At 51.0% G+C, this 16,224-nt stretch carries 14 protein-coding genes; 6 read left to right on the forward strand and 8 right to left on the reverse strand.

What is annotated here, in order from left to right:
* Positions 1–202: 202 nt before the first annotated feature.
* Positions 203–1,078, forward strand: a complete 876-nt coding sequence (gene murI / locus NDI45_RS21855; protein ID WP_190790033.1) for a glutamate racemase — start codon at positions 203–205, stop codon at positions 1,076–1,078.
* Between the two features lie 874 nt (positions 1,079–1,952).
* On the opposite strand, the gene NDI45_RS21860 is transcribed toward murI, so the two are convergent.
* Together NDI45_RS21860 and NDI45_RS21865 are read right to left on the reverse strand one after the other, a co-directional pair.
* Positions 1,953–2,183, reverse strand: coding sequence for a hypothetical protein (locus tag NDI45_RS21860; RefSeq protein WP_348248694.1), 231 nt, complete (start codon positions 2,181–2,183; stop codon positions 1,953–1,955).
* A gap of 62 nt (positions 2,184–2,245) precedes the next feature.
* Positions 2,246–2,590 carry a hypothetical protein gene (locus NDI45_RS21865; RefSeq protein ID WP_348248696.1) on the reverse strand — a complete coding sequence of 115 codons (345 nt, stop codon included), beginning with the start codon at positions 2,588–2,590 and terminating at the stop codon, positions 2,246–2,248.
* Positions 2,591–2,681: 91 nt separating this feature from the next.
* On the opposite strand from NDI45_RS21865, the gene NDI45_RS21870 reads away from it, so the two are divergent.
* Complete coding sequence (locus tag NDI45_RS21870; RefSeq protein WP_190790030.1) at positions 2,682–4,880, forward strand: phosphoketolase; 2,199 nt, start codon at positions 2,682–2,684, stop codon at positions 4,878–4,880.
* 57 nt (positions 4,881–4,937) lie between these two features.
* Here the strand turns inward: NDI45_RS21870 and mreD are convergent, their stop codons facing one another.
* Genes mreD through NDI45_RS21885 form a run of 3 tightly spaced genes read right to left on the reverse strand, consistent with a single transcriptional unit; the run spans position 4,938 to position 7,399 of the window.
* Positions 4,938–5,513 carry a rod shape-determining protein MreD gene (gene mreD, locus NDI45_RS21875; RefSeq protein WP_190790029.1) on the reverse strand — a complete coding sequence of 192 codons (576 nt, stop codon included), beginning with the start codon at positions 5,511–5,513 and terminating at the stop codon, positions 4,938–4,940.
* Positions 5,510–6,355 carry a rod shape-determining protein MreC gene (mreC, locus tag NDI45_RS21880; RefSeq protein WP_348248699.1) on the reverse strand — a complete coding sequence of 282 codons (846 nt, stop codon included), beginning with the start codon at positions 6,353–6,355 and terminating at the stop codon, positions 5,510–5,512. The genes mreD and mreC overlap by 4 nt, the downstream gene beginning before the upstream one ends.
* A complete protein-coding gene (locus NDI45_RS21885) occupies positions 6,356–7,399 on the reverse strand; it encodes a rod shape-determining protein (RefSeq protein ID WP_347277815.1) in 1,044 nt (347 codons plus the stop codon).
* A 747-nt stretch (positions 7,400–8,146) separates the two neighbouring features.
* Here NDI45_RS21885 and NDI45_RS21890 point away from each other — a divergent pair.
* Positions 8,147–8,512: a single-stranded DNA-binding protein gene (locus tag NDI45_RS21890; RefSeq protein WP_190790026.1), complete on the forward strand. Its 366-nt coding sequence runs from the start codon at positions 8,147–8,149 to the stop codon at positions 8,510–8,512.
* Positions 8,513–8,541: 29 nt separating this feature from the next.
* Here NDI45_RS21890 and NDI45_RS21895 read toward each other — a convergent pair whose 3' ends face one another.
* Both NDI45_RS21895 and NDI45_RS21900 read right to left on the reverse strand, forming a co-directional pair.
* Positions 8,542–8,997 carry a DUF3531 family protein gene (locus NDI45_RS21895; protein ID WP_190790025.1) on the reverse strand — a complete coding sequence of 152 codons (456 nt, stop codon included), beginning with the start codon at positions 8,995–8,997 and terminating at the stop codon, positions 8,542–8,544.
* Positions 8,998–9,323: 326 nt separating this feature from the next.
* On the reverse strand, positions 9,324–10,526 hold the full coding sequence (locus NDI45_RS21900; RefSeq protein ID WP_348248701.1) for a quinone-dependent dihydroorotate dehydrogenase: 1,203 nt from the start codon (positions 10,524–10,526) through the stop codon (positions 9,324–9,326).
* 235 nt (positions 10,527–10,761) lie between these two features.
* Here NDI45_RS21900 and NDI45_RS21905 point away from each other — a divergent pair, with 235 nt between their 5' ends.
* A complete protein-coding gene (locus tag NDI45_RS21905) occupies positions 10,762–13,596 on the forward strand; it encodes a GAF domain-containing protein (protein ID WP_348248703.1) in 2,835 nt (944 codons plus the stop codon).
* A gap of 28 nt (positions 13,597–13,624) precedes the next feature.
* Here the strand turns inward: NDI45_RS21905 and NDI45_RS21910 are convergent, their stop codons facing one another.
* Positions 13,625–14,272 (reverse strand): sugar transferase, encoded by a 648-nt coding sequence (locus NDI45_RS21910; RefSeq protein ID WP_206755024.1) that lies wholly within the window; start codon positions 14,270–14,272, stop codon positions 13,625–13,627.
* A gap of 1,187 nt (positions 14,273–15,459) precedes the next feature.
* On the opposite strand from NDI45_RS21910, the gene NDI45_RS21915 reads away from it, so the two are divergent.
* Together NDI45_RS21915 and NDI45_RS21920 are read left to right on the forward strand one after the other, a co-directional pair.
* Positions 15,460–15,906, forward strand: a complete 447-nt coding sequence (locus NDI45_RS21915; RefSeq protein WP_348248705.1) for a hypothetical protein — start codon at positions 15,460–15,462, stop codon at positions 15,904–15,906.
* A gap of 45 nt (positions 15,907–15,951) precedes the next feature.
* On the forward strand, positions 15,952–16,185 hold the full coding sequence (locus tag NDI45_RS21920) for a hypothetical protein (protein WP_348248707.1): 234 nt from the start codon (positions 15,952–15,954) through the stop codon (positions 16,183–16,185).
* Positions 16,186–16,224 lie beyond the last annotated feature (39 nt).

Consider the following 16,224-nt stretch of genomic DNA (forward strand, 5'->3'; position numbering starts at 1 on the left):
GTTTTGTCTCTATTCCATTGCTACGGATAGCGTCTATTATATAAACCGTCTTAACTTCCTCACACCGATCTGCTAACGCTGATGACCTTTAATCTCCTCTTGTTTCCGAGTCTCCTGGATGAAACTTTCGATTACAAACTCCGTTCAGACTAATCAGACTGAGCCAGTGCTTGCTCAGGGTTCCTCGATACCATTCCACCCTATGACATCTCTGCAATCCTCCGTCCAGCCTGTTCCTCACTCAAGCGATCGGCAACGTGCCCGGATAGGGGTCTTCGATAGCGGCGTAGGAGGTTTAACCGTTTTACGAGAGCTATATCGCCAGTTGCCCAACGAGTCAATCCTTTATTTTGGCGACACGGCTCGGCTACCCTATGGCACTCGCACTCAAGCTGAGATCCTGCAATTCGTCCGGGAGATCATGCTCTGGATGCAGCAGCAAGGCGTCAAGATGGTGATTATGGCTTGCAACACCAGTTCTGCTCTCGTGCTGGAGCAAGTGCAAGCTGAATTTAATATCCCGATTTTGGGTGTCATTTTGCCGGGAGCCAGAGCAGCTGTTCAGCGTGGGCGGCGGATTGGGGTGATCTCAACTCCGGCAACCGCAGCAAGTAATGCTTATCGACGGGCTATTCAGGAAATTAATCCCGATGTCGAAGTCTGGCAGCAGGGTTGTCCCGAATTTGTGCCGCTGATCGAGCAGAATCGGATTCATGACCCCTATACTCGTCAGGTTGCCAAGGCATACCTCGCGCCCCTGGTAGAGCAGCAGATCGATACGCTGGTGTATGGCTGCACCCATTACCCGCACCTTGCACCCGTGTTGAAATCGATCCTGCCCCGCTCGATTCAGCTCATTGATCCGGCAGCTCATTTGGTGAGAGCGGCGGCAAAAGAACTTGAAATGCTGGGTCTGCGAAGTACGCGCACGGCAATGCCCACTCAATTTTGTGTAAGCGGCTGTGCCGACAGCTTTGCTGCGCTCTCAGTTCAGTGGTTGGGCTGTATGCCGATCGTGCAGCACATTGACATTGCATCCCTGGCAAAGCAGCTCATGTCGCTTGAAATGGCAGATTAAGTAAGAGCCAGAAAGCACAGCCAGAAAGAGTTCAAGCTGACATCAGGGCCAGGGATAAAAAGGGTGGGGTATAAAAGTGATCTTAGCGGGAACGCTGAATCTATATCCCGCCTGCACCCATCCCTAGCTCTAGACAGTGATCTGCATTGACCTATGCACGCGATCGCTGTGCCAGCCGCAGCAGCAAATAGACTGCGAGTAGATACCCTGTCGCTAGAACCGGAATAATGATGGGGATAGAATCGTAATTCATAAGGCGGGTAATGTAAGAATTAAGAATGCAAAAATAAGCTGGAGTGCTACCACTCACAGGCGATCGCTGAGATAAACAGCCGATAGAATATACTGCTCATACAACTTGCACAAGCAGACTGAAACCAATAGGAACCCAGCGCTCAACTGACACTGAATCTAGCTCAATGCACTCTCTAAGCACGAGTCTCGGAGGGCATAGCCCATCTTTGGGAGAACCCAAATACTAAATTCAGCTAACAAAAACCCTGACCTTCCTGATCTCTAAAAGAAATCAGCAGGCAAGCTTTCAGAGGGTACATCAGCGAAGCGAAACAGAGCCAACCTTAGCAGTTGATTCGGCCGAACTATTGAATGAATTTTGAAATTCTTCTCTATCAGACTAACATAGGATTTCTGAGTTGAAAGCCTGGTTTCAAGGCTGATCTTTCACATTTTTATTAAGTTTTATAGAGAAAATCTGGCCGTAAATCTACGGGTAGCATTCCTCGTAATGTAGACTGAGTTTGTGGGAAAAAGCAGCTCGCGATCGTCCAGAAAAAGCGGCTAGAGACAAATCAATTCGTAACTCAATCAGCAACGCGAAGAGTGGCGCTTGATGAGCGACCATTGCCTCTAGAGCCTATAAGATACTTAGCCACATTAAATGGGCATCAATATCAGGGTTTTGTGCGGTAATCGTGATGTTCAGGGTTTCGTCAGTCACGGTCGATCGATAAGCCCCATAGCATTTCCAGTGACCAATGGAGAGTTGACCGACATTGCTTTCCAGAACCTGGCTTGCCAGAGCTACGGTAAAGCAGTGCCAATCGGACTGATAATTTTCCATACCTTTGGTCGATCGTTTAGTCACCCGTTCACTTAACCGAATGCTGCAAATCGTGGAGCAGACTAATCGTTCCCCCCAATGAATTCTTATCGCTCATCCAGCCAATTACTATTTTTTCTTATTCCATCAGGCGATAGGATCTTAAGGGTGACCGTAATCCTGCGGCAGAAACAGCAACTGTGAGCAGTATGTCTTGCTGCATCATGGCGGCCTGTTTGATGAATCGCGCGATCGATCGGCTGCACGACCCAAAGACGTTGAATCCAAAACGCCAGTCCTAATATCACCCTACTGTAGAACAGAGTCCACGGGTCACCGGACGATCGCACGTTTGGAAAACCCTTATGATTTGGCGAATGGCTTAGCCGATCGCTGGGCACGTTTTCCGGCAATGGTTTAAAGTTGAATGCCACATTGTTTAACCGCAGCATTGATCTTGTCGCTCAGCCTTAATGAGCGAATCACGACGAGCTGATATTTTTGTAAACGTCTCGCTTCCTGGTTTGAGAGGTATTTGAATTCATGGCTGCTGTAACCCAAGTGCCTGCTTTTTGTGACGGAATCCAATACTTCGGCGATTCGCTGCCGGGGTTTGACACCTATGGTAAAACGCCTGTCATTGCCGAGGGCAGTTTATCGATCGCTGATCCCACTGATCCGGCAGCAGTGTATCAGACGCTGCTCTATGCAGATGCTCTGCGCTATCTGACGCTGCAAGTTACGGGCAGCAAGGCATCGGGACATCCGGGCGGGTTTGCCAGCCAGGCAGAAGCTTATGCCGCGCTGGTGATGCTGGGACACAAGAATATCCTGACGGAAGTGGGGCATCATGCACCCGGATTTTACAGCGCGATGTTCCTCGATCGATCGCTGGAGGCAATGGGCATTGGCACGGTGCAGCAGTTGCGCGATCGGTTCCGCGAAAAGCATGGGCTATTAGGACACCTTTCCGGCTACATTCCAGGCATTCTAGCTCCAGCGGGTCCCCTCGGACAGGGACAGCACTTTGCCATGGCAGCCGCACTGCTCCACCGGAAGACGCTGTTTCCCTTTACGCTGGGCGATGGCGGGATGGGTGAGCCGTATCCGATGAGCAGCATAGCGCACTTCCACACCGCGTATCCGAGCGTAACCAACTTCCTGCCTGTGCTGGTGTGGAACGGCTATTCGCAGGAACATCACAGCATGGTGTCGCTACAAAGTAACGAAGGCATGATCGCCTACTGGCATGGAAATGGGTTTGAAGAAGTCGTTCTTGTAGACGCAAAAGATTTTGACGACCAAAACCAGTCTGGCACGTTTATAGACAGCACGGCTTTCTCGTGGGAGCAGCGGCTTGCTTTTGCCAAGTCTGTTTTGTATGGGGTGAACGAAGCGGCGCGATCGGCTCTAGGCGGAAAGCTCACCGTGTTTATCATCAAGCAGCTTAAAGGGGCAGGTGTTCATGCGCGAGGCGCGAAATCCCACAACCTTTATGCTCATCACACGCTCGACAACCCGGATATCGTGGCTGGGCTCAAAGCCCGTGCTCTGCCTGCTGCCGCCTGGGAACTGGTGAGAACCAACTGTGAGCGATCGGCGGGTGGACCTGCTAGCCAAGTGGCGGTGACAGAATCGGTTCTGCCCCTGCCCACTCTGGGGCAACTGCCGCTTGAAGAATACGAAGTCGGCGGCGAAAAGAAAGTGGCAACAACGACAATGGGTCGGCTTGTGGCAAAGGTCGGGGAGATCGATCGCCAGTATCTTGTCACCAACGCAGACGGCAACGAAGCTTCTGGAATTGCTAATATCAACCAGGCGTTGAAGATTATCCACCCAACGACTGACCCGCTCTATAATCAGCAGCCCGACGGTCAGGTCTACGAACCTCTGAGCGAAGATGCCTGTGCAGGATTGGCGGCAGCATTGGCACTGATGGGCGCACGAACGCTCTGGTGTTCCTACGAATCGTTTGCAATCAACGGCTTACCAATCTGGCAAACGGTAACTCAGGCAATGGCAGAACTGCGCCGCCCCACGCCGTCCACAATGACCCTCTTTACCGCAGGCGCACTAGAGCAGGGACGCAATGGCTGGACACACCAACGCCCCGAAATCGAGGCCTATTTTGCGGCAATGATGCGAAATGGTAATGTCTTCCCGTTGTTTCCGCCGGATGCCAACAGTATCCAGGTTTGCTACGACTGGGGCTTGACCACGCAAAATAAAGGGATTGTGATTACCGCTAGTAAGTCGCCGCTGCCGATTTACACCACGCTAGAGCAAACTCGTCAGGGCTTGCAGGAAGGCGCGATCGTCCTCCAAGAAAGCAGTGGATCTAAAACGATCGTCTTTGCCGTGATTGGCGACATGATTTTGCTGCCCGTCTTTGAAGCGGCGATTCAGCTTGAACAGCAGGGCTACGGAGTGCGAATCGTTTCCGTCGTCAGTCCACGTCGGCTTTATCGCCCCTCAGATGTGTCCTGGGAGACCTGCTCGGAGCCGGACGGTCAGTTTCTCGACGAGACTGGATTCGATCGCTTCTTTGGCGGCGATGTTCTTCTGGGTGTGACAGGCGGAGCCAGTGGAATGCTGGAACCTATGATGCTTCGTAGTACTGCTAAACGGGACACGATCGTTTGGAAGCGCGGCGAAACGACTGCAACTGCCAGCGAGCTGATGGCATTTAATGGCATCACTCCAGAAGGATTAGCGAAGCGAGCGATCGAGTTAGCACAGTAAAAGAGCAGGTTAAGAAGTGGGTAGGTAAGTAATGCCTACCCTAAAGGTTACCGGACGTTAGCTTGAGGACTGCTCAAATCTCTGCATCCATTCCCACCAGCGATTCAAAGGATAGTAAATTGCGGGTGCCCACAAACTGCTGAGAATGGCAGAGCTAAGCGCAATTCGCTGATGATAAGTCCAGATTTCGGACAGCGATCGATGGGGAAGATCCGACTGAGTAATACCTATCCAGGTAAATTGCAGAGCGGTAACGGTTTCAGCAACGACTGCCATACCAAAGACAATCAGGGCGATTGAAATAAACTCTTCCTGAACGTAGCGTTGCTTTTGCAGGCGGGCGGTCAGAAACCCGACGATCGCCAGACTCAACGCATGGGTTGGTTCTGGAGCAGTCATTGCATCTTGAAGCATTCCCAACAGCAGCCCCGCCAGTGCGCCTTGAAAAGCCGTTCGCTTTACGCTCCAGGCAACAACCCAGATCAGCAACCAGTTTGGACCCACCGACAGCAGTTCCATACCGGGCAGACGGGTGGGTAAAATCAGCAGACAAATCAGCACCGAAATTATCGTGATAGCCCAACTCAACCCCTGACGTGCGTAGGGATGCCATCGCAAAATATCAGGAGTCAAAAGCCTTGCCCCCCCGCCTCAGCATTCGCCAATTCTGCCTTAACGGATGCACGATCGCTTTCCCCCCTGCTTTGTAGCTCAGGCGGTGCATTGTTTGACTCTGACTTAGGATTGGGCGACAGCGTGACCCATTCCAAATGGCTTACAGGCGCAGACAGCGCGACAACCGCTTCTGGAGCAGGGCTTTTGTTGAGATTTACTGATTCAACTACCCCCAGCGGCAATCCGGGCGGAAAAAGCTGGCTGTAAGCAGACGTTGCCACTACATCGCCCGGACGCACATCGGGCACTTTGTCAAAAAATTCCATTACGACCCGGTTGGCAGACTGCCCGCGCACATAGCCCATACTGCGCGATCGGCTCACTACCACCCCCACCTGACTCGTTGGATCACTAATTAGCAGGACGCGGCTAGTATTGGGGGTCACCTGCACCACGCGCCCAATCACGCCACCCTCGCCCGAAACAACGGCACCCGCTGCTACCCCGTCACGACCGCCTCGTCCAACAATAATTTGCTGCCACCAATGGTCAGCACTGCGCCCAATGACCGGAGCAACAATTCCCGCACCACTGCGCTTTTGCACATAGCCCAGCAGCTCTTGCAACTGCTGATTTTGGCTCTGGAGTTCAATAATTTTTTGCTGTAGCTCCCTGGCGCGGGCATCTGCAATTGGATCCGCCGGAGCTGCCTGAGGAGCAAACGGTAACGACAGACCGCGATAAAGTTCAAATAGCAGTGAACCCTGGGTTTGACGAATTACCCAAACTCCCCCAACCGCCAGTAACAGGATGCCTACTCTGACTCCGTTTTTGTCCCACCAGCGACGAATTGCGTACATTTAGAAATTGCGTGAACGACCGCTAAAGACGCGCTCTAGCTGCTTAAAGTTTTCCAAAACGCGCCCGGTTCCTAACACCACACAGCTCAGGGGATCTGCCGCAACGTGAACGACAATTCCCGTCTCGTGGCTGATCAGGGTATCGAGTCCACGCAGCAGTGCTCCACCGCCTGCCAACATAATGCCGCGATCGATAATGTCGGCTGCTAATTCGGGAGGGGTGCGCTCCAGCGTCCGCTTGACTGCCTCAATGATGACCGACAAAGGCTCAGCCATTGATTCGCGGATTTCTGGTCCCTTCACCGTCACTGTTCGGGGCAAGCCCGACAGCAAATGCAGACCGCGCACTTCCATCAAAGAATCATCATCGTCATCCATTGGGTAGGCAGAACCGATCATGATTTTAATTTCCTCGGCAGTCCGTTCCCCGATTACCAGGTTATGCACCTTTTTCATGTACTGGGTAATCGAGTCGCTGAGTTCATCTCCCGCCACCCGAACAGATTCGCTCAGCACCGTGCCCTGCAAGCTGAGCACCGCAACCTCGGTCGTACCGCCGCCAATGTCGATAATCATGTTTCCGGTCGGTTCTTGCACAGGCAGTCCTGCCCCAATCGCCGCCGCCACGGGTTCATCAATCAGATAAACGTCTCTTGCGCCAGCCTGGGAAGCCGCTTCCATGACTGCTCGTCGTTCAACGCCTGTCACGCCGCTGGGAATGCCAATCACAATGCGGGGCGAAACCAAGGTGCGACCTTCGTGAACCCGACGAATGAAGTGTTTGAGCATCAGCTCAGCCGTGTCAAAGTCGGCGATTACCCCATCGCGTAGCGGGCGGAGGGCAATCACGTTTCCAGGCGTACGTCCCAACATTTTCTTGGCATCTTCACCGACTGCCAGCGGCAGCTTTTGCTCCGAGTCGATCGCGACTACCGAAGGCTCTTGCAGAACAATGCCCTTACCAGAGACATAGACAAGCGTGTTGGCAGTACCGAGGTCGATACCCATATCACGCGAGAATGAGAAGCGATTGAAGAAACCCACTAATTCTCTAAGCTCCCAAGTTTAGTGCAGAGGCTTTGGTCTGGGTTGACGGTCTGACCAAATTACATGGAGGATTCTATTACGTTTTGATTACAGAGTCTAGTCAATCATCTTTGATGACGATCGCATTTCTAGCTCGTTCCCAAAAAGGTAGATTCTGCAAATGGTTCTGGAAGCGAGTTAGATCAGTACTCTTTAGACTAATACTCTAAGGATACGCGAGCGAGAAATTAATTTTAGATCGCTTTTGCGGGCGAACGATCGTCACTAATTATTATTGTTGAGATAAATACTGTTTGAGCGATGCCTGTATTACCTACCCCTACAGTGAAAGCTTGCTAAAAAGGCAGTTCAATCTTGTGTTCCTCCTACCGCTGCACTAGCCAAGCCCTGTTCCCAGGAGCTGTTTTTGATCTTGCCTATACCCGCCCCAAGGGAGTACAATTAGTACAGAGATACTAAAAGCCAAAGTCATACCGCCCTGAGCTGTGCCGTTTTGATTCATATTCATACTAAATTTGGTTCTAGCAAGTACCACTTTCAGTGAGTGCTTTTAGTCAGCACAGTCTGTAGTCGCTAGACTAGGTTGAATCCGTTGCTCAGAAGTTGGTCTAAAACTTGATTCGGTTCAAACCTGATCGATTGCGATCGACATGGGCAAAACCAGCACGAGACCAGCATAAGACCCGCACGACAACGGCTAGAAATACTGCTGAGAATATTGCTAAGAGTTAAAGAGAGGGCAAGATGAGCTTAAACACCGTAACGCTGGTAGGACGGGCAGGGCGCGACCCCGAAGTGAAGTACTTTGAGTCGGGCAGCGTTGTTTGTCGGTTCACGCTGGCAGTCAAACGACTGAGCCGCAATAGCGATGAGCCAGATTGGTTTGAGATTGAGATTTGGGGCAAGCCTGCTGAGACGGCTGCCAACTATGTTCGCAAAGGCAGCCTGATTGGTGTTTCTGGTTCACTAAAGTTTGACTACTGGCAAGACCGTAGCACTGGAGCCGATCGCTCGAAGCCCATCGTCCGCGTCGATCGGCTAGAGCTGCTTGGCTCTAAGCGGGAGAACGAAGCCGGAGAAGGAGGAAGCTACTCCGACGACGAATTCTAAATTTCCTTGAATTGATTAGATTGATTTGTCTAGGCGTCAGTATCCTCGACAAAGGAGGGTCTGCGATTGCCGGGAATTTGCCAATCCTCGTTTTCACCGCCAATGAGGAGTCGCTTAATCACGACATAATCTTTGCTGAGCTGCCCCAGCGCATTGATCAAAACGTCGAGCGCAAGGGCATCGCTTGTGCCGAGGTCAAACCAGCAACGTCCCCAGGTTCCCTCGTACTCGACTTCGCTCATGTTGTGCATAAGTGCCATAAAGCTTGTATCCGCAGCCTCTGGGTCATAGGTCAGATAGCTAATATCGCTGCCTGCCTCTTGTACCTGGAGGTTTTCGGCATTGAAGCCGCCCAACTTGCCCAGCAAAAACCAGGAGTTGAACACTTCCTCAACGTATTGCTGCTCCATTAGGGAAGGAACGGACTCAAACTCCAGCCAGAGCCAGAGATCAAAGAAATTGCATTCGCGGAATTCAACCTGCATAACGAAAAAAGTAGAAGGGTAGAAATATCGAGTTAAAAATGGCTTGATAAAGTTGCAGAGATCCTGCACTGCCCCCGCTGTTTTCCTGTCTGGGTTCCAACTTAGGGGAATTTTAAACTCTGAGCAGGCTTGGCTCCCTCCAGAATGAGAGGACTGGGCATCTCTTAAAAATTGTTGCAGCTTCTAACCCCTCAATCCCAGGAAACTTCTGATTCACTCAAAGTTCTTCGTTGGGGAATTTAGGGGGCGTAGCGGACTCTGTATCTCACTGATCTGCGCTCGCAAAACATGGTCTAGGCGAGCGGTTCGACCAAGAATCATAACGGTTAAACATTCTCTGACATCAAGAACGAAACAGAAGAATGAACAGACTGACCCTCAGCGGCAACGCCGATCGCCTCTTTCAGTGAAGCAATGCCTTCAGTTTGCAGTTTTTCAGCCAGCCCTGTCAAAATTCGCTTTACCATCCACGGTCCCTCATACACCCAGCCTGTGTAAACCTGCACCAGACTCGCCCCTGCCGTAATTTTTTCCCAGGCATCCGCTGCACTGAACACGCCACCCACCCCGATAATAGGCAGGCTGCCCTGGGTTTGACGATAGATAAATCGGATGATTTCGGTCGATCGATCGCGCACAGGTTTACCGCTAATGCCGCCTGCCTCATCGGTTAGCAGTTTTCCGGTTGCGCTCAGGCGTTCGGTTCGAAGCTGATCCCGACGGATGGTGGTATTGGTGGCGATGATTCCCGCTAATTGATGCTGCTGTGCCAGAGCCAGCACGGACTCGATCGCTTCCCATTCCAGATCAGGCGCGATCTTGATCAGCAAAGGTTTTTGAGATTGGTTTTCAGCTTGCAGTGCAGACAGAATGGGCTCGAGCTGCTCAGTTGCCTGAAGCGATCGAAGTCCGGGGGTGTTGGGCGAAGAGACATTGATCACGAAATAGTCTCCCAGATTTTGCAGGAGGCGAAAACTTGCCCCATAATCAGCCGCCGCTTCTTCCAGTGGGGTCGCCTTTGATTTACCCAGGTTGATCCCCAACGGGATCGAGGAACACCGAGCCGCACCCTGTCTTGATTGCAGCCGTTCTGCTAGAGCCGCTGCCCCCTGATTGTTGAAGCCCATGCGGTTGAGAATTGCTTGATCGTACGGTAGCCGAAACAGGCGCGGCTGCGAATTTCCCGGCTGAGGATGACCGGTGACGGTTCCCAGTTCCGCAAAGCCAAACCCCAGTACCGACCAGATGCCGGATGCAACTCCGTCTTTGTCGAAGCCTGCTGCTAGACCGATCGGGTTCGCAAAATTTAGCCCCCACAGCGTTTGTTGAAGCATTGCATTCTCGAAACAGCAGGTTTGGCGCAAAAAATGCCGCAGTCGAGGTTGGACAAGACCGCGATCGCGATCGAGCCACTGCAATAAATCAATTGCCCGATGGTGAAGCTGCTCTGGATCGCCGATCATTCCTGAAAACAGGAGCGGTCGCAGCAAGGCTTGATAAAGGTCTGGATGAAAGTCTGAAGCGTTCAAGCGTGTATGTTGTGAGAGTGGGGAAATGAAACAGGTGTCTCTTTCTCCAGATTACTCGTCAACCTGACCATTGCACCGAATTCGATCGCCAGATTGCAAAGCCAATTTTTAGGGAACTCTAGCGATTGTGGGAAGTGTTCAATGGATTTGCCCATTGGTTATTCTACTTCCCGGTGGAATTTGTACTGAGCCAGGTTAATTATGCGCCGCCTGCATCGACCGGAGTTAGGAAGTAATGGGGTTGCCGAAAGAGCCATCAAGCTATGAAAAACAGCTCGTTGCCCTGGGACGAACGCTGCAAGCACTACGTGAGGAAAAAACGATCGATGGCTTGGTCAAAATTGGGTTGGACTACTTTCAGGCAGAGTTTGATTACGGTCTAGTCTGGATCGGGTTGTACGACCGGGCGGAGCAGCAGCTGATTGGAAAGGGAGGCAGCCTACCTAAAGGAGATTCATTGCTGCTAAAGCAGAAAGTGAGCCTGAATCCGGGCGACTTGCTCGAACAGGTCATTATGCAGCAGCGACCGATCGCCGTTCCCGATCTGCGAGAAGAATCCAGGGCAGGCGGGTGGCGTACCGTTGCTCAAAAAATGGGGATTCAAGGAACCGCAATTTTTCCAATTCGGCATCAGGGGCAATGTTTTGGTGTGGTGATGCTGGGGGCACTGCTGTGGGGCACATCTCCGCACATCGAAGAAAAAGCCCGCTTAAGCATGGTGCTCGGCGGATTCGCAGAAGCCCTGTTTCAAATTGAAACCGAGGCACAGCGGCAGCAAACCAAGCGCCCCGATGAACCGCTCTTGCTGCTGCTTTCAAAGCTGGGATCGCTGCCTACCCTGGCCAAGCGACTCGAGGCGATCGTGGCTGAAACCCATCGCTTTATCGTGCCCGATTCTCTCAAGGGTGGATCTGCTTCATACCGAACCAATATTTACTGGTACGAGCGGGAACACCGCTATTTCTGGCGACGCACAGGCAACCGGGCAATTTCTCCAGGCGAAGCCGAAACTAAAATTTTGGTGCAGGACATCGGCAGCCTCTACCAGACGCTCACTGCTGACCAGCTCGTATGTATTGGCGAGGCAAACAGTTCCTTTAAAGCTGATACAACCGGACGACTGATGCAGCAGCTCCAGACTCGATCGCTGATTGCGGCTCCAATCTTGTTTCAGGGAGAACTACGCGGTTTTCTGGCGATCGAAGGCACAGAGGCAAGAATCTGGTCCGAGGAAGACAAGAGCTTTATGCGGGGGGCGGCGCAGCTCATTGCCCTGACCGCTCCGCTTGAAGAAATGGAAGTCGCGATCCAGCAGGTGAAACAGGATCAAATATTGACGGCTGAAGTTTCCCGCGCCCTGTACAGCGAAGATGACTGGCGCAACAGTCTAAAACGCTGCGCTGAGCAGGTATGCCAACGGCTTAACGTAGAACGATTTTTGGTCTTGCTGTACAACGGGGATCAGGAGCAGTTTGACATTTGTTTTCAGCATCAGCCGAAAAACCGTCGTCCGCTGGTTGCTCCGCTGGTTCCACTAAATCCGGTTGATTGGCAAATGCTAGAACGCTCGACCGAAGCGATCGGCATTGAAAATTTGGAAGACGACCTGAAGCTGATGACCTGGCGAAAACCATTTCTCGATTTGGAGGTTCGATCGCTCCTGATCTGTAGTAGCGCGATCGGAAAGCCAATCGAAGGGCTATTAGTAGTGGCTCATGAAGCGCCCCGAAGCTGGAGCCGTGCCGATCGGGAATTGCTCCGCGTCGTCAGTCAGCAAATCGGGCTACTGCTACATCAGTTTCAGCTTCAGCATCAGACCGAGCAGCTTCAGAAAAACGTTCAGGTGGTGCAGTGGGGCTTGACCACTATGCAGCAGGCAACCGAACTGGACGTTCTAGAACAGTCTGCGATGCAGAACATTGCTCAGTTGCTCCAGGCTCCGCTCACGGCACTCATTAGCTGGCAGCCCGGACGCACTGTCGCTCAGATCTCTACCGCAGTTGTTGCTAAGCCGGGGTTCAGAGTTGCTACCGAGCTGCCGATCCCCATCTATACCGATATGCTGGTTCAGACTGCCCTCCAGGCCGACGGGCTCCTGCCCCTGACGATCGAAGAAGTCACGCCCGAAACCCGCCATTGGCTCAACGGCCCAGAAATCGGTCAACTGCTGGTGCTGACGCTGCGAACGGCTCCTGATCACGAACCTACAGCGATCGTCTTGATTGGCAGAGAGAAAACTTCCCCTAATTTGGCAGGAAGCCAGCTGGCCGCCCTGGGAACCCTGATGACTCAGTTTGCCTGGTGTCGCCGTTACCTGATCCTGACCCAAACCCTGGTGAATCAGCGTCAGCGGCTTTCCCAAATCAACTGGTACAAAATGCGGCGGCTAGACGAGGTTTATCGCATCTTAAATATTGCCCTGCGGCGGCTCAACGAATTAGGCAACCAGAAGGATGCTACTGCCTCAATGCGATATCAGCAAACCTTGCGCCATCTTGGAAATACACTAACCTCGCTCACACCCGTTCTGAAACATGAACGCTGGCAGCTCCATCAAGAATATGAGTCGATCCCGCTGGCAAGCCTACTCAAACGATCGCTAGAGCGAGTTGATGTGATTATTAAACAGCGTCAGCTCTGGTCACAGGTTCACAACGAAGCGAGTTTGAGCATCGGCGGCGATATCCCAAAAATCGAGTTTGTGCTTTATGAAATGCTAAGTGCTGCCTGTCACCGATCGCCCCTGGGTGGACGGCTCGATGTTTGGTGTCGTCAGGTGGAAGATCGCTGGCTCGAACTGTCGATTACCGATCATGGCGTGGTCGAACAGCGATTGCTCCAAGAACTCGATGCAGGCAGAATGGCAGATTTGCTAGCTCCCTCGACACTCGATCAGCCACCCGGACTACACCTCTACGTTTGCCAGACTTTAATGCAGCAGCTCGGTGGCGAGTGTAAGCTGTATCGCCTGGAAGACGATCGAATTCTCAGCCGCCTGATGATTCCCGTTGCCGCTGGCATTTCTACAACCCAGATTAACCGGGGCGACGGAATGAGCACATTTTTCTGAGCAGTCATCCCGCTCCAGGCCGGTCTACTCAATACGCTCCTTCTTTCTTAAAGACGGCCTGGATGGTTTTGAAGATCAGCTTAACATCATAGAGGAAAGACCATTTTTGCTGATAGGCAATGTCCATCTCCACAATTTCTTCAAAGTTTTCGACCTGAGAGCGACCGTTTGCCTGCCACTCGCCCGTAATTCCCGGCTTCACCAGCAATCGCTGAAAGTGGTGTGGTTCATACTTCATCACCTCGTCAACGGTAGGGGGTCGAGTTCCAACGAGGCTCATCTCGCCCTTCAGTACGTTCCAGAACTGAGGAAATTCGTCCAGACTAGTGCGCCGAATAAATCGCCCAACTCGCGTAACGCGGGGATCATTGCGGTTTTTAAAGATATTGCCTTTGGCTTCGTTGTTGACCAAATGCTTCAGGCGATCGGCTCCCACCACCATTGAGCGGAATTTCCAGATCCGAAACGGACGACCGTGTAGCCCACAACGCACCTGGCTATAAAAGATTGGGCCAGGGCTATCAATCTGCATTGCCACGACCAGCGGGATGAGAACAGCCCCGGTAATTCCTAATCCCACCAGCGCACCCAGAATGTCCAGACAACGCTTTGCAATGCTATCCACGGAGGGATGAACCCCTTGCGGATTCAGCAAATCGCAGGCATCAGCAAGCATTAACTGCTCGTGGGAAAGATCTTTGAAAGCGTCAGATAAAACCATGACTGTTCGTTTGTACGTCTTGCAGTGAACGACTGCGAACTAGTTAATAATACTGAGAAATATACAAGGAGAAGAACGGGACTAACCAGTGATTTCACTGGAAGTTCTCTGAAACTTTGGAGATTGGACTTGAATTTGAAGTTCTGGTTTAGAGCGGAGGCAATCGAGTGACACCCAGGCAATAGGGTAACTGTGTTCGATTTAATGCCAGCCGCTTTGTAACTTTGTCATCTAATGTCGTCTAACCTTGGGCATAACCAGTTCTGCCTCTGTTCTGCGATCGGCTTTACCCATAGCGATTTGCCCAGCCTAGCTCCGATTTAGCTCATTTAACCGATGTTTTCGATGTCTTCGTTGTTCCAGTTCTTTTATTCCAGTTCCTTTGGCTCCTTATCTTGGCTTTTTGCCTGAAATAGTCAAGTATTGCTGTCCCATTGTCTAAGATTTCAGTAGCAAGCATCACCTGCCAAGAGACAGTTTTACAGAAATTCTATTGTGAGCTACTTTAGATAGGGCTTTTATTAAGTTAGGTATAAATTTAACTAAGTATAAATTTAGCAAGCGTAGCTATCAATAAAGTTAGTTTGTTTTAGTGAAATTAGCTGAAATAACGTAATCTATGAATGAATAAATCGTCTCATCAGCCTCAACATTGATTGATGCCGACTTTACTCGAATACAAAAATAATTTTCAAACTATCTCTTTTGAAGTAGAAACAGCTCCTAAATTTTTCCAGAGAAACTTCCCTAGAGAGCCACTGATAGAATCGGCAATGCTAGCGGATCAATAAACTTTGCTTCGTCATTCTCTTCAGTGATGTCTTCTGGAAAGTTCTGCATTAAACCCCAGCGCAGTAAACGCTAAGCAAGACTGCTGCTGCATAAGATTGTCTCTGGTCATATTTCTAGTTAATCTCCTTGCTGGGTGCTGTCAATTCTGGCGGCAGCAAAAGTGGCGGGTTCTTAACGTAGGACTTCTGCAAAAAGCGATCGCCCCACAGAGCAGTCAGGCAAGTTGAATTCGGCCAGTTTTAATAACTTATTTTTACAGCTTTATTTCGTGGATCAAACAACTTTTATGATTAAAGCAAATGTTAACTTTGTCTTATTTTGTTTGCTATTAAGTTACTCAAAATACTCCAATGAAAAACCAAATTATTGATAAAAAATTAAATAATATTTCTGACCGCGATTCAAATCTTGTCAATCGGATTGCCTCCTACGAATTACTAGAAAATGACGTGTTGTTTAAGTTTATTTATGATCCCAGGCTAGTCTTTCTCGTAGACAATGATGTTTTTAATCAAGCAGAGAATCGCGCAGAGCGTAGTTCTTCTTGGGAGGGCAGTGAGCGCAAAGATGTTTTAATTAGCGGTGAAGGAGATAATCACCTGAATGGTGATCCCAGCCAAAATTTTCTGATCGGTGGTGAGGGAAACGATCGGTTGAGTGGTGGCGACGGTCATGATTTTCTGCTGGGCGAAAATGGCAATGATGTCCTTGGGGATTATATGGAAGCGAGCATCGGCATCCTTGGGCAGGACGCAGGCGACGATTTCATGGATGGGGAAATGGCAACAATCGTCTGAGCGGAGGCAACGGTACAGATTGGCTCTTTGGCGGGCAGGGTAACGATGTGCTGGGCTGGTACTACCAAATACAGCCCCTATCGAGTTGGGTTGGATGCAGGCGATGATTTTTATTTTGGCGGCAGCGGCAACGACCAACTGCTCGACAGCGAGGGCAATGATGAACTGCGAGGCGGCAACGGCGATGATTTTGTTGGCAATTTATTAGAGTTGTCGGGAAATAAGAACAGAGCTAGCCAATGCGACCTTTCAAGTTCTTCCTATGCCGCAGTCAGGTAGAAGTTCCATAATCCTGCTGCGGTTAGCATAAGGTGATCA

Origin of the sequence: Leptolyngbya sp. GB1-A1 (assembly GCF_039962475.1) — a bacterium.
Taxonomy (GTDB): Bacteria; Cyanobacteriota; Cyanobacteriia; order Elainellales; family Elainellaceae; genus Leptolyngbya_A.